This window comes from Vitreoscilla sp. C1, from assembly GCF_002951955.2.
Taxonomy (GTDB): Bacteria; Pseudomonadota; Gammaproteobacteria; order Burkholderiales; family Neisseriaceae; genus Vitreoscilla; species Vitreoscilla stercoraria.
This window is the reverse complement of the sequence record NZ_CP019644.2, coordinates 1,458,228-1,481,798: the sequence shown is the minus strand read 5'-3', so window position 1 is coordinate 1,481,798 and position 23,571 is coordinate 1,458,228. Positions and strand designations below refer to the sequence as shown.

The 23,571-nt window shown below is 46.2% G+C and carries 19 protein-coding genes; 17 read left to right on the top strand and 2 right to left on the bottom strand.

The annotated features are described in order from the left end of the window. Positions 1-10: 10 nt before the first annotated feature. From ADP71_RS07255 to ADP71_RS07245, 3 genes are all read left to right on the top strand, one after another. A complete protein-coding gene (locus ADP71_RS07255) occupies positions 11-1,504 on the top strand; it encodes an aldehyde dehydrogenase (protein WP_171461040.1) in 1,494 nt (497 codons plus the stop codon). A gap of 189 nt (positions 1,505-1,693) precedes the next feature. Next, entirely contained in the window at positions 1,694-2,890 is a 1,197-nt protein-coding gene (locus ADP71_RS07250; protein WP_104932393.1) for a branched-chain amino acid ABC transporter substrate-binding protein, read from the top strand. A gap of 547 nt (positions 2,891-3,437) precedes the next feature. Next, complete coding sequence (locus tag ADP71_RS07245; protein ID WP_019957639.1) at positions 3,438-4,793, top strand: MFS transporter; 1,356 nt, start codon at positions 3,438-3,440, stop codon at positions 4,791-4,793. A gap of 72 nt (positions 4,794-4,865) precedes the next feature. On the opposite strand, the gene ADP71_RS07240 is transcribed toward ADP71_RS07245, so the two are convergent. Continuing rightward, complete coding sequence (locus ADP71_RS07240; RefSeq protein WP_104931891.1) at positions 4,866-5,858, bottom strand: AraC family transcriptional regulator; 993 nt, start codon at positions 5,856-5,858, stop codon at positions 4,866-4,868. Positions 5,859-6,227: 369 nt separating this feature from the next. Between ADP71_RS07240 and antA the strand changes: the two genes are divergently transcribed. From antA to pcaD, 10 genes are all read left to right on the top strand, one after another. Next, a complete protein-coding gene (gene antA, locus ADP71_RS07235; RefSeq protein WP_104932392.1) occupies positions 6,228-7,640 on the top strand; it encodes an anthranilate 1,2-dioxygenase large subunit in 1,413 nt (470 codons plus the stop codon). A gap of 3 nt (positions 7,641-7,643) precedes the next feature. Next, entirely contained in the window at positions 7,644-8,156 is a 513-nt protein-coding gene (antB, locus tag ADP71_RS07230; RefSeq protein WP_216603979.1) for an anthranilate 1,2-dioxygenase small subunit, read from the top strand. An 11-nt stretch (positions 8,157-8,167) separates the two neighbouring features. Continuing rightward, entirely contained in the window at positions 8,168-9,214 is a 1,047-nt protein-coding gene (gene antC, locus ADP71_RS07225; protein WP_019957644.1) for an anthranilate 1,2-dioxygenase electron transfer component AntC, read from the top strand. Between the two features lie 13 nt (positions 9,215-9,227). After that, positions 9,228-10,337 carry a muconate/chloromuconate family cycloisomerase gene (locus ADP71_RS07220; protein ID WP_104931890.1) on the top strand — a complete coding sequence of 370 codons (1,110 nt, stop codon included), beginning with the start codon at positions 9,228-9,230 and terminating at the stop codon, positions 10,335-10,337. 13 nt (positions 10,338-10,350) lie between these two features. Then, positions 10,351-10,641, top strand: coding sequence for a muconolactone Delta-isomerase (catC, locus tag ADP71_RS07215; protein WP_019957646.1), 291 nt, complete (start codon positions 10,351-10,353; stop codon positions 10,639-10,641). 70 nt (positions 10,642-10,711) lie between these two features. After that, entirely contained in the window at positions 10,712-11,641 is a 930-nt protein-coding gene (catA, locus tag ADP71_RS07210) for a catechol 1,2-dioxygenase (protein ID WP_104931889.1), read from the top strand. Further along, complete coding sequence (locus ADP71_RS07205) at positions 11,638-12,381, top strand: 3-oxoacid CoA-transferase subunit A (protein WP_249045012.1); 744 nt, start codon at positions 11,638-11,640, stop codon at positions 12,379-12,381. Before catA ends, ADP71_RS07205 begins: the two co-directional genes overlap by 4 nt. A gap of 9 nt (positions 12,382-12,390) precedes the next feature. Next, positions 12,391-13,059 carry a 3-oxoacid CoA-transferase subunit B gene (locus ADP71_RS07200; RefSeq protein WP_019957649.1) on the top strand — a complete coding sequence of 223 codons (669 nt, stop codon included), beginning with the start codon at positions 12,391-12,393 and terminating at the stop codon, positions 13,057-13,059. A gap of 34 nt (positions 13,060-13,093) precedes the next feature. Beyond that, positions 13,094-14,302: a 3-oxoadipyl-CoA thiolase gene (gene pcaF, locus ADP71_RS07195; RefSeq protein ID WP_104932389.1), complete on the top strand. Its 1,209-nt coding sequence runs from the start codon at positions 13,094-13,096 to the stop codon at positions 14,300-14,302. Positions 14,303-14,311: 9 nt separating this feature from the next. After that, on the top strand, positions 14,312-15,115 hold the full coding sequence (gene pcaD, locus ADP71_RS07190) for a 3-oxoadipate enol-lactonase (RefSeq protein ID WP_019957651.1): 804 nt from the start codon (positions 14,312-14,314) through the stop codon (positions 15,113-15,115). 206 nt (positions 15,116-15,321) lie between these two features. On the opposite strand, the gene purL is transcribed toward pcaD, so the two are convergent. Further along, complete coding sequence (gene purL / locus ADP71_RS07185) at positions 15,322-19,242, bottom strand: phosphoribosylformylglycinamidine synthase (RefSeq protein WP_171461039.1); 3,921 nt, start codon at positions 19,240-19,242, stop codon at positions 15,322-15,324. A 202-nt stretch (positions 19,243-19,444) separates the two neighbouring features. Here purL and ADP71_RS07180 point away from each other — a divergent pair, with 202 nt between their 5' ends. The 4 genes from ADP71_RS07180 (at position 19,445) to ADP71_RS07165 (ending at position 23,553) form a co-directional block, all read left to right on the top strand. After that, positions 19,445-19,783 (top strand): P-II family nitrogen regulator, encoded by a 339-nt coding sequence (locus tag ADP71_RS07180; protein ID WP_019957653.1) that lies wholly within the window; start codon positions 19,445-19,447, stop codon positions 19,781-19,783. 554 nt (positions 19,784-20,337) lie between these two features. After that, entirely contained in the window at positions 20,338-21,456 is a 1,119-nt protein-coding gene (locus ADP71_RS07175) for an S-(hydroxymethyl)glutathione dehydrogenase/class III alcohol dehydrogenase (protein WP_019957656.1), read from the top strand. Between the two features lie 267 nt (positions 21,457-21,723). Then, a complete protein-coding gene (gene fghA / locus ADP71_RS07170) occupies positions 21,724-22,557 on the top strand; it encodes an S-formylglutathione hydrolase (protein ID WP_169708863.1) in 834 nt (277 codons plus the stop codon). 156 nt (positions 22,558-22,713) lie between these two features. Then, positions 22,714-23,553, top strand: coding sequence for an amino acid ABC transporter substrate-binding protein (locus ADP71_RS07165; RefSeq protein WP_171461212.1), 840 nt, complete (start codon positions 22,714-22,716; stop codon positions 23,551-23,553). Positions 23,554-23,571 lie beyond the last annotated feature (18 nt).

Below are 23,571 nucleotides of genomic sequence, written 5' to 3'. Positions count from 1 at the left end.
GGAGCCATACATGAGCGAAACTCAAAATGCCATTCAAACTGTGTTTGATCAAGCGCAAGCAGGACAATTGTGGGCAGGCCATTGGATTGATGGACATACATCAAGCGGCCTGAAACTGGAGAACCGCACCCCGATTGACAATTCTGTCATTGGTTACATTGCTGATGGCGAAGCAGCGGATGTGGATGCGGCTGTCACAGTGGCGCGTGCGACGTTTGAAAACGGCGAATGGTCAGATTTATCGCCTGCCGAGCGCAAAGCGGTGATGTTGCGTTGGGCGGATTTGATGCAAGAGAACATCGAAGAATTGGCGGCACTCGATTGTATCGATGCGGGCAAGCCGATTACCGAATGTTTGAATACCGATTTGCCAGCGACGATTGAAACATTTTATTGGTACGCAGAAGCGGTTGATAAGGTCTTCGGTAAAGTCGCGCCTACAGGCAAAGATGCTTTGGGTTTGGTGATAGAAGAAGCCATTGGTGTGGTGGGTGTGGTGTTGCCATGGAATTTCCCTGCACAAATGTTTGCGTGGAAAGTGGCGCCTGCTTTGGTAACGGGCAATTCGGTGATTGTGAAACCGGCTGAATTGACATCGTTATCGGCTTACCGTTTGGTAGAGTTGGCATACGAAGCGGGCGTGCCTAAAGGCGCTTTGAGCTTGGTGTGTGGCTTGGGTGAAAAAGTGGGTGAGGCTTTGGGTCGCCATGCTGATGTAGACATGGTGTCTTTTACAGGTTCTACTGAAGTGGGTCGTTATTTCTTGAAATATTCTGCCGAAAGCAATTTGAAAGAAATTGTGCTGGAGCTCGGTGGCAAGAGTCCACAAGTGGTGTTTGCCGATGCCGATTTGGACGCAGCAGTGCCACACATCTTGAATGCAGCGTTTTGGAATATGTCTGAAAACTGTTCTTGTGGCTCGCGTTTGATTGTACAGGCCGCTGTAAAAGAGGCTTTGCTTGAGAAATTGAAAACAGGTTTGGCTGCTTGGAAATTGGGCGATCCACGTGATGAGAGCGTGGTTATTGGCCCTATGGTGGAAGAGGCGCATTTTAATAAAGTCAAAAGTTTCATTGAAACGACCTTGCAAGAAGGTGGCGTGGTTGTGCATGGCGGCAAAATCCACAGCGATGTGGGCAGTGGTTGGTATGTGGAACCAACGATTTTTGACAATGTCACTTCTGACATGATTTTGTTCCAACAAGAAGTTTTCGGTCCTATTTTGGCAGTGACCACATTTGAAACCGAACAAGAAGCGATTGCTTTGGCCAACAAGACCGCTTACGGTTTGGCAGCTTCTATGTATACCGAAAGTATTAAAACTGCTCATCGTGTGAGCCGCGCCATTCGTGCAGGTACGGTATCGATTAATGGTTTTTCTGAAGGCGATATCACCACACCTTTTGGCGGTTTTAAACAATCTGGTTTCGGTGGTCGTGATAAAGGATTGGAAGCTTTACAACAATATGTACAAACGAAAACAATCTGGTATGTACAAGACTGACATCTTTATGTCATAAATAGCAGTATGAGGTAGTCAGTAGTCAGCAATATGAGTCAGTAGCATCCTGTGCCAGTTGCGCCATAACAATATGATAGTGGCTGGCACACAGAAGTTGAGCATCATCACAGGTCGGATACAAAAAAACGGCAATACAGATAAGCAACTCAATTGAACAAAGGATAAGTTATGATGAAGATGATGGCAGTGAGCATAATGGCAATGGCAGTATTGGCCGCATGTGGTGGACAGCAAAGCAGTGGTACGGCAGCATCAAGCAGCGGTTCTGGTGCATCGACTACAGCAAGCGCAGACGGTAAAGACATCATTATTGGTTTTTCTGCGCCATTAACAGGTCCTCAATCACATTATGGTGAAGACTACAAAGAAGGTGTGCAAATGGCAATTGAGGAAGCCAATGCACAAAACTTGACCATCAATGGCGCGCCTGCGAAATTTGTCTTGATGGCGGAAGACGATGCAGCAGACCCAAAACAAGCTACCCAAGTGGCTGAACGTTTTGTGGACAAAGGTGTTTCGGGTGTGATTGGTCACTTTAACTCTGGTACCACCATCCCAGCTTCTAAGATTTACGAAGAAAACAATATCCCTAACGTGTCTATGGCGACCAGCCCAGTATTGACACAACAAGGCTTCAAAACTGTCTTCCGTTCTATGACCTCAGACAGCCAACAAGGCTTGGTATTGGGTACGTATGCGGTGAAAAAATTGGGCTATAAAACCGTCGGCATCATCGATGACCGTACTGCTTATGGTCAAGGTTTGGCAGATGAGTTTGAAAAATCAGCCAAAGCCGCAGGCGCTACGATTTTGCCACGTCAATATACCAATGACAAAGCCACAGAATTTCAATCTGTGTTGACGACATTCAAAGACAACGCACCTGATGTGATTTTCTACGGCGGTGCAGACCCTCAAGCGGCGCCTATGGTTGTGCAAATGAAACGTTTGGGCATCAAATCTCAATTCTTGTCAGGCGAGATGACCAAAAACCCGAATTTCATTAAAGTGGCGGGCGAAAATGCAGAAGGCGTGATGGCTTCTTTGGCGGGTGTGCCGTTGAAAGATTTGCCTAAAGGCCCTGAATTTGAAACCAAGTACAAAGCCAAATACAACAAAGATGTGCAAATTTACTCACCTTATGGTTACGATGGCACTTGGGCGATGATCAATGCGATGAAAGAAGCCAATTCTTCTAAACCCGCTGATTATTTGCCGAAATTGGCAGCTACCAACATGGCTGGTATTACCAGTAACAATTTTGCTTATGACGACAAAGGTGACTTGAAAGACGTTGCCATCACCGTTTACAAAGTCGAAAAAGGTCAATGGGTACCTGTTGAAAGTTTGACTGCGGGCAATATGTAATAACCATTTAAATCCTCCACACTGACCTGTGGTTTTGGCGTTCTGTTTACAGGACGCCTTTTTTGTGGAAAACCAACAGTAAATTGGCAAGACATCCACAGTCAAAAAAGCATGATTTAAATGCATTATGAATTAGATAATATTGTATTGAAATAAAGCATTTAATCAATGATTAAAGTTTCAAAAATATCTCAATGTTCTGAATTAAAAACGGCTTTTGTCTTAGAAATATTGCAAAAACTGATGTTAAGTATTGAAGTGAAAAATAGGCAAAAATGAATTTTTTTCAAAATTACATTTGATTAATCATATTATATTGGAATATGAATTGGTATGAGCCATTTCCTATGCCCTTAAAATGGATTTTTTGGATGTGAAAACGGAAAAAAAGGATAGTGAACCACATTTTTTTGGCGTTCAATCAATGGGTGTGATGTCTTTTGAATGCATGGTTGTTTGTGATTTTCAGGCAGATTAAAGGCTCACCCATTCAAAGCTTCATCATGTCTTTAATACACACAATTCATCGGTCGCAAAAGGAAATGCAATGAAAACAATAGAGGTCAATGACATCATCAATCGGGACAAACTTTCACCACTGCAATGGATGGTGTTTGTGTTGGGATTTTTGGTATTTTTTTGTGATGGTTTGGACACAGGCATTATCGGTTTTATTGCGCCATCGTTGTTAACTGAGTGGGACATCACCAAACCACAATTGGCACCAGTATTGAGCGCTGCTTTGATCGGTATGTCCATTGGGGCCATCATTTCAGGACCCTTGTCAGATAAGTTTGGACGCAAAGGGGTGATCGTCATTACCACGTGCTTGTTCTCGATTTTCACGATTTTGTGTGGTTTTGCCAGCTCTATTGGGGAATTGACGTTTTACCGTTTCGTGACGGGCGTGGGCTTGGGGGCTGCCATGCCTAACATCAGTACCATTGTGTCGGAGTACATGCCAGCCAAACGCAAAGCTTTTTTAACTGGTTTGGCAGGTTGTGGCTTTATGTTGGGGATTTCTTCAGGCGGCTTATTGTCGGCTTATTTTCTCGACAATTTGGGTTGGGCCAAAGTCATCATCATTGGCGGCTTGATTCCATTGGCTTTGGTATTGGTATTGGTGTTGAAATTGCCAGAATCGACACCGTATTTGATTAAAAAACAAAAAACCGCACAAGCCAAACGCATTTTGGAAACCATTCAAGGACAAGCTTTTGTGGGTGATGTGCAATTGGTATTGCCAAAATCAGAACAGCAAGGCGAAGACAGTCCAGTGAAATTGGTGTTGGGAAAATATTTGTGGGGCTCTTCGATGTTGTGGTTGTGTTGTTTCATGAGTTTGTTGGTGTTTTATTTGTTAACCAGTTGGATGCCGACCATTTTGAAAACAGCGGGTTTTTCAACCCAACAATTCAGTTTCATTGCCGCTATTTTCCCATTCGGTGGCGTGTTTGGTGCGACCATCATGGGTTGGTATATGGACAAAGCCAATCCCAATACCGTGATTAAAATATCGTATTTCTTAGCCATGTTATTGTTGATTGTGGCGGGTTTTGTCAGCGGTAATATTTATTTGTTGGGCGTAACCATTTTCTTGATTGGTGCGTTGTTGGCAGGAGCACAGTCGTCTTTATTGCCTTTGTCTGCGATTTTCTACCCATCGGTGTGCCGTGCGGTTGGCGTGTCATGGATGCACGGTATTGGACGTGTTGGTGCGATTTTGGGTGCTTTCTTTGGTGCGTTGATTTTTGCGTACAATTTAAGTTTGGGCAGCATTTTCTTTGTGTTGGCCATTCCTACTTTCATTTCTTTTGTGGCTTTGTGGCTCAAAGGCATGAAAGAGCGGCCTGTATCGGCTCCAGCCCAAGCGAATGCTGTGGTCAATGAGTCGGCGCGATAAACTGGGATGAAATTGCCATTGTTTTGAAGCGGTATGGAGGATTTCCATACCGCTTTTTCGATGGCAGACGTGTTAGTGGGCAATGGCTTTGAGTTTGGTTTCACTTGGGTTTTCGCCAAACTCTTGGCGATATTCTTCGGAAAAACGGCTCAAATGCGTAAAGCCCCATTCATAAACCAATTGTGAAATGGACAGTTTTGGTTGTTGGAATGGATTTTTCAAAGCATTGTGAATTTGTTGCAAACGGTATTGGCGCAAATAAGACATTGGACTGGTGCCGTAATACAACTTGAATTCTTCATACAATTTGGATTTGGAAACACCTGCCAAACGCACCAAATCATCGACGCAAATAGGATTGCGTGCATGGGTCAAAATGAATTGGTGGACGTATTGGATGTGTTTGGGGATGGATGGTTGGTTCAATTGTCTTAATGCTGCCGAGTAATTGTGCTCTTGCGACAATAACAAAGATTTGATGACCAAATTTTCATAATCTGCTGCCAACATTGGCATGCCACTGAATTGGGTGTAATGGTTGCGAGATTGCAGAAAATGGCGGATGTGTTTCCACCATACGCCAATGGCAGGTTGCGCATTAACGTGCATTTCAGGATCAAATACCACCGCTTGGCTCAAAGGTTTTTGCAGCATATGCGCCAAAGTTTGTTCAATGCTGGCAACAGGAATGACCACTTGCAATTTAATGCAGTCTTTGTCTATCAATAAGTCTTGCGTGTCATTGCCCGACACAATCACGCCTTGGTGAATATTAGAGGTAAATTGCGCGCCGTGGCTGTCCAAACATTGGCGCCCTTGCGTGGGCAAGCTGATGGTATAAGCCCCCAAGTTGGCAACATGAATGGCGACATTGGCACCATAGCTGATGGAGCCGATGGCCAAGCGTTTTTGCGGAAAACGCATGCCCACATATTTGAAATTCAAATCATCGCGACAACGTGTGCTTAATTGGTGTTGTCCGCAAATGCCTGACATCAAATGATGGGCAAAATCGGCATGTTGGGATTGGTGGTTAAAATCGACTTCTCCAATGGCGCTTTGCATGATGAGGTTCCTTTGATGTTCTTTATTGGTTGTATTTTTTATTATGATTGGGGTGCATCGCATGCTTTGATAAATGTCAAATGAGCATGGATATAAAGGAATATAACAAAAAATACTTTAGAGTTGTCAATTGCATAAGATAAAAAAATTGTGCACTTGCAATATCTTATCTGAGTTTGGTGTCACAAAGCGTGTGATTTTAAGCGTCCTGTAAAGATTTACAGGACGCTTTTATTTGTGTGGCTGCGATGTATTCAAAATGTGAAGCTGGGTGCTCAAAATGGATATGAAATTGGAAAAAGTGGATAGAGACCAAGGTGGATTCACGGTTCAATGGTATGAAAATCATCACCGATGAAAGAAGAGAAAATGACACATCTGAGCACCTCACAATGGCAAGAATTTGTACAAGACAGTTTGGATTTTCGTCCTGATGAAGGTGTGTACCGCATCAGCCGCGACATGTTTACCAAGCCTGAATTGTTTGAATTGGAAATGGAATTGATTTTCGAAAAGGTGTGGATTTACGCCTGTCACGAAAGTGAATTGCCTAACAAACACGATTTTTTAACGGTTCAAATTGGTCGTCAACCGATGATTATCACCCGTGACGGCAATGGACAGTTACGCGCTTTGGTCAATGCGTGTGAACACCGTGGTGCCACTTTGACTCGTGTGGGCAAGGGCAATCAATCGACGTTTACTTGTCCGTTTCATGCTTGGTGTTACAAGTCGGATGGTCGTTTGGTGAAAGTCAAAGCCCCTGCTGAATATTGCCAAGATTTTGACAAAGACAGTCGTGGTTTGAAACAAGGGCGCATTGCCAGCTACCGTGGTTTTGTATTTGTGAGTTTGGATGTGACTGCAACCGATACGTTGGAAGAGTTTTTGGGTGATGCCAAAGTGTTTTTGGATTTGATGGTGGAGCAATCGCCAACGGGCGAATTGGAAGTATTGCCAGGCAAATCCGCTTATACCTTTGATGGCAACTGGAAATTGCAAGACGAAAATGGTTTGGATGGCTACCACGTCAGCACTGTGCATTACAACTATGTCAGCACCGTACAACACCGCCAAGAGTTGAATGCTGCCAAAGGTGAAAACATGGACACCTTGGATTACAGCAAATTGGGTGCGGGTGATGCTCAAACCGACGATGGTTTCTTCAGTTTTAAAAACGGTCATTCCGTTTTGTTCAGCGACATGCCCAATCCTGCGGTGCGCCCAGGTTATGAAACGGTGATGCCTTATTTGGTGGAAACCTATGGCTCAGAACGTGCCGAATGGGCGATGCACAAATTGCGCAATTTGAATTTGTACCCAAGCTTGTTTTTCATGGATCAAATCAGCTCACAACTGCGCATCGTGCGTCCTGTCGCTTGGAACAAAACCGAAGTCATCAGCCAATGTCTGGCTGTGAAAGGCGAATCGGCACAAGCGCGCCGCAATCGCATTCGTCAATTTGAAGATTTTTTCAATGTCTCTGGTTTGGGCACGCCTGACGATTTGGTGGAGTTTCGTGAACAACAAAAAGGCTTCCAAGCACGTTTGGAAAAGTGGAGCGATATTTCCCGTGGTCATCAAAATTGGTGTTATGGCGCCACCAAAAACAGTGAAATTTTGAACATACAACCCGTGATGACCGGTATTGAAATCACTCACGAAGGTTTGTATGTCAACCAACATGGTCATTGGCAACAATTGTTGTTGCAAGGCTTGAAGAAAAAAGCCCTACACATCCACATTGCCAATACAACCGAACAAGCCAACAGTGAGGCCTAAGCCATGAGCCAAGATATTTTAATGACCGAACAAGAATTGCAATTCAGTGTGAGCCAATTTTTGTATCACAAAGCCGCTTTGTGTGATGCACGCAAGTGGGATGAGTATTTGGCGTTGTATGACGAAGACAGTGTCTATCACATTCCGCAATGGATAGACGAACACCGTTATGTGGAAGATCCAAATCAAGGTTTGTCGTATATCTATTATGAAGACCGCACGGGTTTGGAAGATCGGGTGTTTCGGATTAATACGGGCAAAGCCGCTTCTGCTATGCCACTACCACGCACTTGTCATGCAATTAACAATGTGTTGGTGCAGCGTTTAGACGATGGTTTGATTGAAGCGAAAGTGATTTGGAGCACTTTGTTCAATCGCCAAGGTTTGGAAGGCTGTTTTTACGGCCATGCCACCTATGTATTGCGTGACAGTGAAAACGGTTGGCGCATTCGCCACCAACACACCATTTTGCTCAATGACAAAATCGATTCGGTTTTGGATTTTTACCACGTCTGAAGGAATGGGTTATGGGACACGCAGTGGCTTTGAATTTTGCCGATGGCAAGACGTTTTTCATCCAAGTCAAACACAATGAATTGTTGGTTGATGCGGCAATGCGTCAAGGTATCAAAATCCCGATTGATTGCCGTGAAGGCGTGTGTGGTACTTGCCAAGGGCAATGTGAAAGCGGCCTGTATGAGTTGGATTATGTGGACGAAGATGCTTTGAGCGAACGGGATTTGGCGGAGCGAAAAATTTTGGCTTGCCAAACCAAAGTGCAATCGAATGCGGCATTTTATTTCGATCACCATTCTCATATTTGCCATGCAGGCGACTCACAAAAAATTGCCGCCGTGGTCAAAAGCGTGCAATGGGTTTCACCCAATACCGCCGTATTGAAAGTGGATGCCAGCGCCAATGGGCAGACGTTGCAGTTTTTGCCGGGTCAATACGCCCATTTGTATGTACCTGATACCGGTACTTACCGTTCGTATTCGTTTGCTCATTGTCCGAATACAGACAATCAATTGCAATTTTTGATACGCATTTTGCCCAGTGGCGTAATGAGTGATTACTTGCGTGAGCGTTGCCAAGTGGGTCAGACCATTTTGTTAGAAGCACCGCTGGGCAGTTTTTATTTGCGTGAAGCCGAGCGACCGTTGGTGTTTGTTGCTGGTGGAACGGGCTTGTCTGCATTTTTGGGTATGTTGGATGACTTGGCCGCTGCCGATTGCGCTTTGCTTATTCACCTGTATTACGGTGTGAATCACGAGCAAGATTTGTGTGAGCTGGAGCGTTTACAAGCGTATTCAGACCGCTTGCCGAATTTTGAATGCCATTTGGTGGTGTCAGAAGGTTCAGAAAGTTGGACGGGTAAGCGCGGTTATGTTCATGCACATTTGCCGCGTGAAAGCTTGGCGGCAGCGGCTTTTGATATGTATTTGTGTGGACCGCCGCCGATGATTGAAGCGGTGAAAACATGGCTCGATGAGCAAGGTTTGCAAGACTATCGCTTGTACAGTGAAAAATTTGTACCTAGCAATGTGAACACTGCCAATACTGAATCAGTTTAAGGATAAACAGCCCATGTCTATGCAAATAGAAACTATCTTAATCGACATTCCGACCATTCGTGCGCACCGTTTATCGGTGACCACGATGCGCACCCAAACTTTGGTATTGGTGAAAATCACTGCTGCCGATGGAGTCGTGGGTTGGGGTGAGGCGACGACGATAGGTGGTTTGAGTTATGGCGAAGAAAGCCCTGAAAGCATTCAGACCAATATTCAAACTTATTTTGCGCCGTTGTTGCAAACCATGTCTGCAAGCAATGTGGCGCAAGCCATGCAAACCATTCACAAAGCCATCAATGGCAACCGTTTTGCCAAATGCGCGGTTCAAACGGCTTTGCTCGACATTCACGCCAAGCACTTGGGCGTGCCAGTGAGCGAGTTATTGGGTGGTCGAGTGCGTGACAGCGTACCGGTGTTGTGGACTTTGGCTTCGGGTGACACCGACACTGACATTGCCGAAGCGCGTGAAATGGTGGCTTTGGGCAGACACAATTTTTTCAAACTCAAAATTGGCGCCAAGCCGTGGCAAGAAGATGTAACACATGTGATTGCCATCAAACAAGCTTTGGGTGCCGATGTCAGTATTCGGGTCGATGTCAATCGGGCATGGTCGGAGATGGAATGCATCCAAGGCATACGAGCATTGCAAGACGGTGGCATTGATTTGATTGAACAACCTTGCGCCATTAACCACACCGATTTGCTGGCTCGATTAACGCAACGTTTTGATGTGGCCATCATGGCTGATGAGGCTTTGACGGGACCTGACAGTGCTTACCGTTTGGCCAAACAACATGCAGCACACGTGTTTGCGGTGAAAGTAGCGCAATCAGGCGGCCTGTATGAAGCTTGCCAAGTGGCACACATTGCCCATGTCGCTGGCATCGATTTGTACGGTGGCACGATGTTGGAAGGTCCAGTGGGCAGCATGGCCTCTGCCCAAGCATTTGCCACATTCCCTAGCTTGGCTTATGGCACCGAATTGTTTGGACCATTGTTGTTGACCGAAGACATTTTGAAAACACCATTGCAATACCAAAATTACCAATTGCACTTACCGCAGACCGCTGGCATTGGCGTGGAAATAGACGAAGACAAAATCGAGCATTTGCGCCGCGCATAAAGAAAGGAAAAACATGCTGTTTCATGTACGCATGGATGTGAACATCCCCAAAGACATGCCCAAAGAAGAAGCCGACCAAATCAAAATGACTGAAAAAGCTTATTCGCAAGCTTTGCAACAACAAGGCAAGTGGCGCCATCTTTGGCGTATCACGGGGCAATATTCCAACATCAGTATTTTTGATGTGGACAGCAATGAAGAGTTACACAATTTGTTACAAGCACTGCCTTTGTATCCTTACATGAACATTGAAGTGATGGCTTTGAACCGCCACCCATCTTCGGTGCGTGACAGCGATGCGTAACAGCGTCCTGTAAATCTGAAACTGACTTTGACACACCCCAAAGCCGTCTATAAAAACGAGGAGAAATAAGATGAACCGTCAGGAAATTGATTTGTTGGTTAAAAAAATGAATGTGGAAACTGCAACGGGCGTGGTGGATGAGCGCATCCAGCAAATCGTGGTGCGTTTGTTGGGCGATTTGTTCCAAGCGATTGAAGACTTGGATTTGAGTCCAAGCGAGGTTTGGAAAGGTTTGGAGTATTTTACCGATGCAGGCCAGGCCAATGAATTGGGTTTGTTGGCGGCGGGTTTGGGTTTGGAACATTTCTTGGATTTGCGTTCAGACGAAGCCGATGCCCAAGCTGGCGTTTTAGGCGGCACACCTCGTACCATCGAAGGACCTTTGTACGTCTCTGGTGCGCCTGAATCTGTGGGTTTTGCACGCATGGACGATGGTACCGAGTCAGACAAATTAGATTTATTGTTTATTGAAGGCACCGTCACCGATGTGGATGGCAATGTGATTGAAGGCGCGAAAGTCGAGATGTGGCATGCCAATGGTTTGGGCATGTATTCTTTCTTTGACAAATCCCAATCTGAATTCAATTTACGCCGCACCATTATGGCCGATGGCAATGGTCATTATGTGGCGCAAACCACCATGCCTGTCGGTTATGGCTGCCCACCAGAAGGCACGACGCAAGCGGTGTTAAATAAATTAGGTCGTCATGGTAACCGTCCATCGCATGTGCATTATTTTGTATCTGCACCGGGTTTCCGTAAGTTGACGACACAATTTAACATTGAAGGCGACCAATATTTGTGGGACGACTTTGCTTTTGCGACACGCGAAGGCTTGGTGGCCGTGGCCGCTGACGTCAGCGATGCAGCTGAAATGGCTCGTTTAGGCGCAGACAAGCCCTTCAAACACATTGTGTTTGATGTGAAATTGGTGGCTGAAAAAGCAGGTGCACCTGCTGCGGAAGTGGATCGTCGCCGCGTTGCCTTGGCGTCTGTTTGAGTCAAGAAAATGGTATTGCACCCGTTTTGGCGGGTGCATTTTTTGATGGAAAGCACATCATGATAGACAAAAGCAATCTTTCTTTACAGGACGCCTTAGCGCAGATTCACGATGGTGCGACCATTATGATTGGTGGCTTTGGCACGGCAGGACAACCCACTGAATTAATCGATGGCTTGATAGCTTTGGGCACGCGCGATTTGGTAATTGTCAATAACAATGCCGGCAATGGTGATTACGGCTTGGCCAAGCTTTTAAAAACGGGTGCAGTGCGCAAAATGGTTTGCTCTTTCCCGCGCCAATCGGATTCTTGGATCTTTGACGAGTTGTATCGAGCGGGCAAAATTGAATTGGAACTGGTGCCACAAGGCAATTTGGCTTGTCGCATTCAAGCGGCAGGCATGGGCTTGGGTCCTGTGTATACGCCAACAGGTTTTGGTACTTTGCTTGCCGAAGGCAAACCGACCATGACGTATGAAGGCAAAGATTATGTGTTGGAAAATCCGATTCGTGCTGATTTTGCTTTAATCAAAGCGCATCAAGGCGATCGTTGGGGCAATTTGGTGTATCGCAAATCGGCACGCAATTTCGGTCCGATTATGGCCATGGCAGCGGCCTGTACGATTGCACAAGTGTCGGAAGTGGTGGCTTTGGGTGAGCTTAATCCTGAACACATCATCACCCCTGGCATTTTTGTACAACACGTGGTGCAAGTGACACCAGCCAAAGCCGCAGCTTAAGGAGGTCATATGACGTATCAAAAACTCAGCCGCAACCAAATTGCAGAACGTGTGGCACAAGACATTCCTGATGGTGCATATGTGAATTTGGGTATTGGTTTGCCAACCAAAATTGCTTCGTATTTACCCGATGACAAAGAAGTGTTTTTACATTCTGAGAACGGCTTGTTGGCTTTTGGTCCACCGCCACCAGAAAACGAGCAAGATCCTGAATTGATCAATGCGGGCAAGGAGTTTGTGACCATGCTGACAGGTGGTGCTTTTTTTCACCACGGTGATTCGTTTGCGATGATGCGTGGCGGTCATTTGGATATTTGTGTTTTAGGGGCGTTTCAAGTTGCTGCCAATGGCGATTTGGCCAATTGGCATACGGGCGCACCTGATGCCATTCCCGCTGTGGGCGGGGCGATGGATTTGGCGGTAGGAGCGAAAAAAGTCTTTGTCACCACGGACCATGTGACCAAGCAAGGTGAGCCTAAGATTGTGGCTGAGCTGACGTATCCTGTGACTGGCAAACGCTGTGTTGATCGCATTTACACCGATTTGTGCGTGATGGATGTGACACCAAGCGGCCTGAAAGTGATTGAAAAAGTAGGCGGCTTGAGTTTTGAAGCTTTGCAAGCTTTGACTGCCGCACCCTTGATTGATGCTACTGAAACCCGTTTGGAACAAGCTTAATAGACTCATGCTCACACAAGAAAACGAGAACAATATGACCAAAGCTTATATTATCGATGCCGTTCGCACACCGTTTGGCCGTTATGGTGGTGGTTTGGCAGGCATGCGTGCCGATGATTTGGGTGCTGTGCCGATTCAAGCCTTGATGACACGCCATCCTAATATAGATTGGGCACAAGTGGACGATGTGATTTATGGTTGTGCCAACCAAGCTGGCGAAGACAATCGCAATGTCGCTCGCATGTCAGCCTTGCTCGCAGGCTTGCCATATCAAGTGCCTGCCACCACAATCAATCGCTTGTGTGGCTCGTCTTTAGATGCCATCTCCATGGCCGCGCGCACCATCAAAGCAGGAGAAGCGCATTTGATGATTGCAGGTGGCGTGGAGTCTATGAGCCGTGCGCCGTTTGTCATGGGCAAAGCCGACAGTGCTTACAGCCGCAGCCAAAAAATCGAAGACACGACCATGGGTTGGCGTTTTATCAATCCACAACTGAAGGCTTTGTATGGTGTGGAAACTATGCCGCAAACAGCTGAAAATGTGGCCGAGCAATTTGGCATTAGCCGAGAAGACCAAGATTTATTGGCATTTAACAGCCAACAACGCACCGAAGCCGCACGCCAACGGGGTTTTTTTGAAAAAGAATTGGTGCCAGTGAGCATTCCTCAGCGCAAAGGCGATGCTTTGGTGGTGGCGGCGGATGAATTTCCGCGTGCTTCAACCACTTTGGAGGCTTTGGGCAAGCTCAAAGGTGTGGTCAAACCCGATGGCAGCGTGACCGCAGGCAATGCTTCGGGCATTAATGATGGTGCGGCGGCGGTATTGATTGCCTCAGAAGAAGCCATTGCCAAATATGGTTTGAAGCCACGAGCTGAAATCATTGCGGCTACTGTGGTTGGTGTAGAGCCACGTATTATGGGCTTTGGTCCTGCACCTGCCATTAAAAAATTGCTTAAACAAGCCAATTTAAATTTAAATCAAATAAATGTCATTGAACTAAATGAGGCATTTGCGGCTCAAGCCTTAGCTTGTACACGTGATTTGGGCTTGCCCGATGGTGCGGCGCATGTGAATCCCAACGGCGGAGCGATTGCCATTGGTCATCCTTTGGGTGCGTCAGGTGCCCGTTTGGTGACGACAGCTTTGAATCAGTTGGAGCAGATAGGTGGCGAATATGCGCTGTGCTCGATGTGTATTGGTGTGGGGCAAGGCATTGCCTTGATTATCAAGAGAGTCCAATAGGAGAATTTCATGCCAATGCTCAAATTACTCAGTCATGATATGCATTACCAAGAATTTGGTGATGCCAAAAATCCCAAATTATTGTTTTCCAACTCATTGGGAACCAATTTGAGCTTGTGGCAAGCCCAAGTCGCTGCGTTACAGGACGATTATCACATCATTTGTTACGACACTCGAGGGCATGGCCACTCTTCTACGCCAGCGACGGGTTTTGTGTTACAAGATTTGGCGTATGATGTGTTGGCATTGCTGGATCATTTGCACATTGAATCCACACATTTTTGCGGTATTTCTATGGGTGGTTTGATTGGGCAATGGCTGGCCATACACCATGCTGAGTCATTTCAATCGATTGTCATTAGCAATACTGCTGCCAAAATTGGTCAAGAAAAGGCTTGGAATGAGCGTGCTGCTCAAGTGCGCGCGGAAGGCTTATATGCTATTGCAGCTTCTGCTCACAGTCGTTGGTTTACACCAGACTATGTTTGTACCCATCCTGAAGTGGTGATGCGCTTATCGCAAGATTTGGCGACAGGCAGTGCTGAGGGTTATGCCAAATGTTGTGAGGCGTTGGCGCTGGCCGATGTGCGTAGCCAATTGAGTGAGATTGAGGTGCCGATGTTGATCATTGCAGGTTTGGAAGACCCTGTGACGACAGTAGACGATGCCATTGCAATGCAAGCGGCGATTTTTGGCAGCCAGATGGCGGAAATCAGTGGCGCATCGCACATTGCCAATGTGGAACAAGCAGATGTGTTCAATCAAGTTTTGCATCGATTTTTGGCACAGTTTAAAGCGACCTGTAAACTGTGATGAAATGGCGATGAAACAGCGTTCTGTCGATGACAGAGCGCTTTTTTTTGGGGGATTACCGAATCAAGAGCGGTTCATTACAAGAATAAATAGCCTCGTTGTCTTGATAAAAAATATTGGATTAAAAAGCCGATATGATGTGTTGAAAGATGAAAAAAGCGTCCTGTAAGTGTTTACAGGACGCTTGATAGCATTAGATGAATGTATTAATCAAATGCTTTGCGCGCATTCACAAACATGTGCAACCAAGCACTGTTTTCTTGCCAATCTTCAGGTTTCCAGCTCATTTGTGCGGTGCGGAACACACGCTCAGGATGTGGCATCATGATGGTAGCGCGACCGTCGTCACTGGTGACACCCGCAATCGCTTGCGGTGAGCCGTTTGGATTTAACGGATAGGTTTGTGTCACATGGTTCTGACCATCCACGTATTGCAAAGCAATATTGGCGTTGGCGATGTTGCCATGTGCGCTAAAATCAGCACGACCTTCACCATGGCTCACCACCACAGGCATTGAGCTGCCCGCCAAAGCCGACAAGAACACAGAAGGCGATTCAGGAATGGTGACCATGCTCAAACGCGCTTCAAATTGTTCCGATTCGTTGCGAGCAAAACGAGGCCAGTTTTGAGCACCGGGAATGATGTCTGCCAATTGGCTCATCATTTGACAACCGTTACATACGCCCAAAGACAAGGTTTCAGGACGCTTGAAGAAGGCTTCGAACATGTCACGCAATTGTGCGTTGAACAAAATTGATTTCGCCCAACCTTGACCTGCACCCAAAACGTCGCCATACGAGAAACCACCACAAGCGGCTAAAGCTTGGAAGTCTTGCAAATGATGGCGTCCTGCAAACAAATCGCTCATGTGTACGTCGTATGCATCAAAGCCTGCACGGGTGAACGCTGCGGCCATTTCGATTTGACCATTCACACCTTGCTCACGCAAGATGGCAATTTTCGGTTTCGCGCCCACATTGATGAAAGGTGCGGTGATGTCAGCGTTGACATCAAACGTGGTATGGGCAAACAAAGCGGTGCGTTTGTCCTCGCCAATCAAGGCAAATTCGCTGTCGGCACAAACGGGATTGTCACGCAAGCGTTGGATGTGGAACGAGGTTTCGCTCCAAGCTTTTTGCAAATCCACGCGCGCTTCGTTGAGCAAAATCATGTTGCCGTTTTGAATTTGCAAACGGTCGCTAGAGTTGGTTTGACCCAAATCGTATACGCAGTTTTCCAAACCATGTTGTGCCAAAACGGCTTTGACTGCCTCGATTTTGTCAGCAGCCACTTGTACTACCGCGCCCAATTCTTCACTGAACAAGCTGCGTACAATGGTGTCGTTCAAGTTGTGACCTTGGCAAGCACATTGTTCTAATACTTTGGCCATATTGACAGTCACACCCACGTGAGCGGCAAACATCATTTCCGCCAAAGTGGTCAACAAACCACCATCGCCACGGTCGTGGTAAGCGAGCAAGCTGTCGTTGGCAATCAAAGTTTGGATGGCCGTAAAGAAAGCACCCAATTGTGTATCTTGATCCACATCAGGAGACACACCTTGCAAGTGTTTGTGTACTTGCGTCAAGGCAGAGCCGCCCAAACGGTTTTGACCATTGCCCAAGTCAATCAACAACAAGCGGCTGTCCACTGGTTTCAATTCAGGCGTGATGGTTTTGCGCACATCTTGTACAGGTGCAAACGCGGTGATGGTCAAAGACAAAGGCGAGGTTACGGTTTTGGTTTCGCCATTGTCTTGCCATGAGGTTTTCATTGACAAAGAGTCTTTGCCCACAGGAATGCTGACACCCAAGTTTTGGCAAATTTCAGATACCGCTTCCACGGTGCGATACAATTTTTCGTCCTCACCGGCCACGCCACAAGGCGCCATCCAGTTGGCAGACAATTTGATGTTGCCAATTTTGCCAATGTTGGTTGCGGCAATATTGGTTAACGCTTCGGCCACAGCCATGCGGCCTGAAGCGGGTGCATCGAACAATGCCAATGGTGCTTTTTCGCCCATAGACATGGCTTCACCTTTGTAGGTGTTAAAACCCATCATGGTCACTGCGCAGTTGGCCACTGGTGTTTGGAAGCGACCCACCAATTGGTCTTGGTACGTCATACCACCGACAGAGCGGTCACCAATGGAAATCAAGAAGTTTTTGTTGGCAACCGTCGGCAAACGCAACACGCGGTAGAAGCTTTCTTTGACATCGATTTTGCTGGTGTCAAATTCAGGGGTTTCTAAAGTCACGGTGTTGTCTGTGCGCACAGTGCGAGGTGGTTTACCAAGCAACACATTCAATGGCAAGTCCACAGGATTGTTGTCAAACAAATCGTCACGCACTTGCAAATGACCATCGTCAGTAGCTGTACCCACCACCGCAAACGGACAACGCTCACGTTCAGCCATCGCGCGGAACAATTCCAAATGCTCAGGCAAAATTGACAATACATAACGCTCTTGCGCTTCGTTGCACCAAATTTGCAAAGGCGTCAAACCTTCTTCTTCTAAAGGTACTTGGCGCAAATGGAAAATCGCACCGCGACCTGCATCGTTCACCAATTCTGGGAAAGCGTTAGACAAGCCACCTGCGCCCACATCATGAATGGCGATAATTGGGTTGTTTTCGCCCATTTGCCAGCAGCGGTCAATCACTTCTTGCGCACGGCGTTCGATTTCAGGATTACCACGTTGTACGGAGTTAAAATCCAATTCTGCGGCATTGTCGCCCGTTGCCATCGAAGAAGCCGCACCGCCACCCAAACCGATTAACAAACCTGGGCCGCCTAATTGAATCAACAATGCGCCTTCAGGAATGATGTTTTTGTGTGTTTGTTGGTCTTGGATGTTGCCCAAACCACCTGCCAACATGATAGGCTTGTGATAGCCACGCATTTGACCGTGGAATGATTCTTCAAACGTGCGGAAGTAACCCAATAAATTAGGACGACCAAATTCGTTGTTGAACGCCGCACCACCGATAGGACCTTGAATCATGATGTCTAAAGGGCTGGCAATGTGTTCAGGTTTGCCATATTGCGCTTGGGTCACTTGATAGGTTTCCCAAGGCTGGGTGAATTCAGGAATATTCAAATTCGATACGCTAAAGCCCGTCAAACCTGCTTTCGGGCGTGAACCACGACCTGTTGCACCCTCATCACGGATTTCACCGCCGTTGCCTGTGGCAGCACCTGCAAATGGGGCAATGGCGGTTGGATGGTTGTGCGTTTCCACTTTCATCAAAATGTGGGTCAATTCTTCGCTAAAACGGTATGCTTGGTTTTCGCCTGCACGTGGGTAAAAGCGGTCGATGGCCGCGCCTTCGATGACTGAAGCATTGTCTTTGTAGGCAACCACTGTGCCTTCAGGCGATTTTTGATGCGTTTCACGAATCATGCCAAACAAGGTTTTTGGCTGTTTTTCACCGTCTAAAATGAATTCAGCATTGAAAATTTTGTGGCGGCAATGCTCTGAGTTCGCTTGCGCAAACATCATCAATTCAACGTCATTTGGGTTGCGACCCAATTGACGATAATTGTCGACCAAATAATCAATTTCATCTTCAGACAATGCCAAACCCATACTGCTGTTGGCAGCAACCAAAGCTTCACGGCCGCCTTCCAAAATATCGACAGTAGCAAAACTTTCGTCTTGTAAACGGGCAAACAAAGAAGCGGCTTGGCTCAAATCTGTCATGACAGATTCTGTCATGCGGTCGTGTACTAATGCTTGCCAAGCTTGTAATTGTTCTGCGCTTAAATCAGCGTCAAACCACAAAGCTGTCGCACGTTCGATGCGCAAGTTGGCAACATTGATGCCGCAATTGCGGGCAATGTCGGTGGCTTTTGAAGACCAAGGAGAAATGGTTCCCACACGAGGCGTTACCAAGCACAATTGTTGTGCACGGCTCTCAGTATCAGGACGCTGGGCAGTGAGTAAATTACATAAACGATCAATGTCTGCTTCGGTTAAAGCTTCATCGCTGTGGATGAAGTACCAAAACTCATTGCTCAATTGGGCTTGTTCAGGCAGGTGCAACTTGCGCGCTTGTTGATTCAGTTGGTCAATACGGAATGAAGAAAGCGCGGTTTGACCGCGTAACGATAGCACTTCAGGCATGATGTCTCGCAAAGCTAAAAAGAAGGAGAAAATGTGACAGGACGTTATGATACCTTAATTTGCTTAAAATTACCTGAATATATATTGCATCGTGACGGTGTATTGGGCTAATTGATTCGGCATACACAAGGCTTGGCAAATAAAGCCGCTTTGGTTTAAAGTGACGCTAAGTAGAAGCCGAAAAACCTTGGGAGTTGTTAGTATGAAAAAGATTGAAGCGATTATCAAACCATTCAAATTGGACGAAGTACGCGAAGCCTTGACTGAAGTGGGTATCACAGGCATGACCGTGACAGAAGTCAAAGGTTTTGGTCGCCAAAAAGGCCACACTGAAATTTACCGTGGCGCTGAATATGCGGTTGATTTTTTACCAAAAATCAAATTGGAATTGGTATTGCCAGACCAATTGGCAGAACAAGCAGTAGAAACCATCATTCAAGCTGCACATTCAGGCAAAATTGGTGATGGCAAAATTTTTGTGTCTGCGATTGAACAAGCCATTCGTATTCGTACGGGTGAACGTGACGACGCAGCGGTTTAAAAAAGTTGTTTTAACCCTAGCCATTGCCAATGCAATGGCTTTTTTTTTGTTTACAGGCCGCTTTGTGGTGAAAAGGCAAAAAAAAGGTGTGAATTCTCATCACACCCCAAACACACACATCAAGAAGGTTTCGATTGTCATCTTCATCAAAGATGCCAATCTGACAAGCCATTCAGTTGTTTTCAATATTGATTCATGGCTTGAAAAAAGAAAATCATCACTATTTGAGATAGTGTGTATATCACGAGATAGAAAAGCTATTTTCTGCTCTTTTAGTATGCAATGATAATAAAATAATTGGAAAAATCGAGTATTGATTCAAATCAAGCGTGGCGAATTTTACGCTTAATATGGCGAATACAATCAAAATGATGCCATTGTTTTTGGATAAGATGGGCATGCGGTGGATTGAAACGCATGGACAGCTTGCGTCAGTGATGGCTGTTGAAGCTCGTCAATGTTTGAAGTAAACAACAGATGAGGTGGATGAAGGCTTCTGTTAAGATGGTTTCTTGATAAAAATATTCACTTCATCATTTAAAAAGGAAGACACAATGCAAATGATTAAGACACGTGCAGCCGTTGCTTGGGCGCCGAACGATCCATTGAAAATTGAAGAGTTGGATTTGATGCCGCCACAAAAAGGCGAAGTATTGGTGCGCATTGTCGCCACAGGCGTGTGCCATACCGATGCTTATACTTTGTCAGGTCAAGATTCTGAAGGCGTGTTTCCATGCGTTTTGGGTCACGAAGGCGCGGGCATTGTGGAAGCGGTGGGCGAGGGCGTGACGAGCGTGTCTGTGGGCGACCATGTGATTCCTTTGTACACGGCGGAATGTGGCGAGTGTAAATTTTGTACTTCGGGCAAAACCAATTTGTGTTCGTCTGTGCGCGCCACCCAAGGCAAAGGCTTGATGCCAGACGGCACCACACGCTTTTTCAAAGACGGTCAGCCCATTTACCATTACATGGGCTGTTCAACATTCTCGGAATACACGGTGGTTGCAGAAGTATCATTGGCGAAAATCCAACCTGAAGCCGACTTGAAAGAAGTGTGTTTATTGGGTTGTGGCGTGACCACAGGCATGGGCGCGGTGATGAACACTGCCAAAGTCAAACGTGGTGATACTGTGGCGATTTTTGGTTTGGGCGGCATTGGTTTGGCGGCGATCATTGGTGCGCGCATGAACGGTGCCAAACGCATCATTGGCATCGACACCAACCCATCGAAATTTGCGATGGCACAAAAATTGGGCGCAACAGATGTCATCAACCCAAAAGATTTTGACGCACCGATTCAACAAGTGATTGTCGACATGACCGATGGCGGTGTGGATTTCTCGTTTGAATGCATTGGCAACGTGGAAGTGATGCGTGCGGCGTTGGAATGCTGTCACAAAGGTTGGGGTGAGTCGATTATTATTGGCGTGGCACCTGCGGGCGCTGAAATTGCCACGCGTCCATTCCAATTGGTGACCGGTCGTGTGTGGCGCGGTTCTGCGTTCGGCGGCGTGAAAGGTCGTTCGGAATTGCCGGGCATCATTTCCCAATACATGAATGGCGAATTTGCCTTGAGCGATTTTATTACCCATACCATGCCATTGGACGACATCAACGAAGCGTTTGATTTGATGCATGAAGGCAAATCGATTCGTTCGGTGATTCATTACTAAACGTTTTTAAACCGTTTCATTCAAGCGTCCTGTAAACATTGACAGGGCGCTTTTTCAATGGACAGACACAGATTGCTTGTCTTTGAAAAAAAATAGAGACAGCATGATATAAGTATGTTTGTGTCCATCTAAAAAAGCAGATGGTTGTCATCATCCATTTATTCAATCAATTTTAATGTTGATTGAGCGTCCTGTAAGCTTTACAGGGCGCTTGATTTTGTTATGCTTGTTTCATTCATCATCCCATACAAAGGAAAGCCCATGTCTTTGCAATTGCTCAGCAGCCAAAAAATGTTCAACGGTTGGCAACAACGTTACCGCCATTATTCACAAACGAATCAATGTGACATGACGTTTTCCATTTACATTCCATTTCGGGTCACGCAAGGCTATAAAGTGCCGACGGTGTATTGTTTGGCAGGCTTAACCTGTACGGATGAAAATTTCACCATCAAAGCAGGTGCGCAACAATATGCAGCGCAATTGGGGCTTGTGTTGGTGATGCCAGACACCAGCCCGCGCGGAGAAGACGTTGCTAACGATGCTGCTTATGATTTGGGACAAGGTGCGGGCTTTTATGTCAATGCCACCGAAGCGCCTTGGGCGAAACATTTTCAAATGTACGATTATATTGTTCAAGAATTGCCCGATTTGATTGAAGCGAATTTTGATGTCACGCAAGAGCGTTCGTTAATGGGACATTCGATGGGCGGACATGGTGCGTTGGTGATTGCGCTGCGCAACAGCGAGCGTTATAAAAGTGTCAGTGCGTTTGCTCCGATTGTCAACCCAATGGACATTCCGTGGGGTCAAAAAGCATTGAATGCTTATTTGGGCGACAACCAAGCGGCTTGGGCGCAATACGATGCGTGTCATTGTATTAACCATGCCAGCCACCGCTTGCCTATTTTGATTGATCAAGGTACGGCAGATGAGTTTTATCCAACGCAATTGCAGCCTGAAAAATTGGTTACTGCGGCAAAAGTGGCAGGCTGTCCGATTCAATTCAATCTGCGCCAAGATTATGACCACAGTTATTATTTCATTGCCAGCTTTGTGGAAACACATTTGACATTCCATGCTGAACATTTAGGGCTATAAGCACTCAGATTGAGCTTATGACCGAATGGTTGTAACATATAGCAAAAAAGACTTTCTTATTGTAGGGGTCTTAGATTACGATGACGCACAAGAACGCAATTTGTGCGTTATTTTTTGCAGTAAAAAATGATAAAAGAGACAAAAACAATGAACAAAATGACAAAATTTTTGCCTTTGGCAGTGCTCACTTCTTTGGTATTAAGTGCGTGTGGTGGTCAAGGCAATAGTGCCGCTCCTGCGGCTTCTGCACCTGCGGTACAAACGTCTGCACCTGCTGCAAACGATGCCAACAGCTTGGCTGCACGCATTGCCGCTAAAGGCACAGTGACTGTGGGTACTGAAGGTACTTACGCACCTTTTTCTTTCCGTGATGCATCAGGTCAATTGACTGGTTACGATGTGGATGTCATGAACGAAGTAGGCAAGCGTTTGGGCGTGAAAGTGGAATACAAAGAAACCCAATGGGATGCGATGTTTGCAGGTTTGAACAGCGGTCGCTTTGATTTGGTAGCCAACCAAGTTGGTGTTAACGATGAGCGCAAAGGCAAATACGATTTCTCTGCGCCTTACACTTATTCTCGTGCCGTTGTGGTAACGCGTGCGGATGATGCGTCTGTGACGTCTTTTGACAGCATCAAAGGCAAAAAAACCGCACAATCTTTGACCAGCAACTACGGCAAAATGGCTGAAAAATACGGTGCTGAAATCACAGGCGTAGAAGGCTTGGCGCAAGCGATTGAATTGATCAAACAAAAACGTGTGGACATCACTTTGAACGACGAATTGGCGGTGTTGGACTTTTTGAAACAACAAGGCGATTCTGGTTTGAAGATTGCTTTGCGTGCCGATGATGTTGAAACGATGGCGTTTGTGTTCAATAAAGGCAATGAAGCGGCGATTGCTGAAATTGACAAAGCTTTAGAGAGTATGCATCAAGACGGTACGTTCAAACAAATTTCTGAGAAATACTTCGGTAAAGATGTCAGCGTTAAATAATTTATTGGCAAGTCTGCC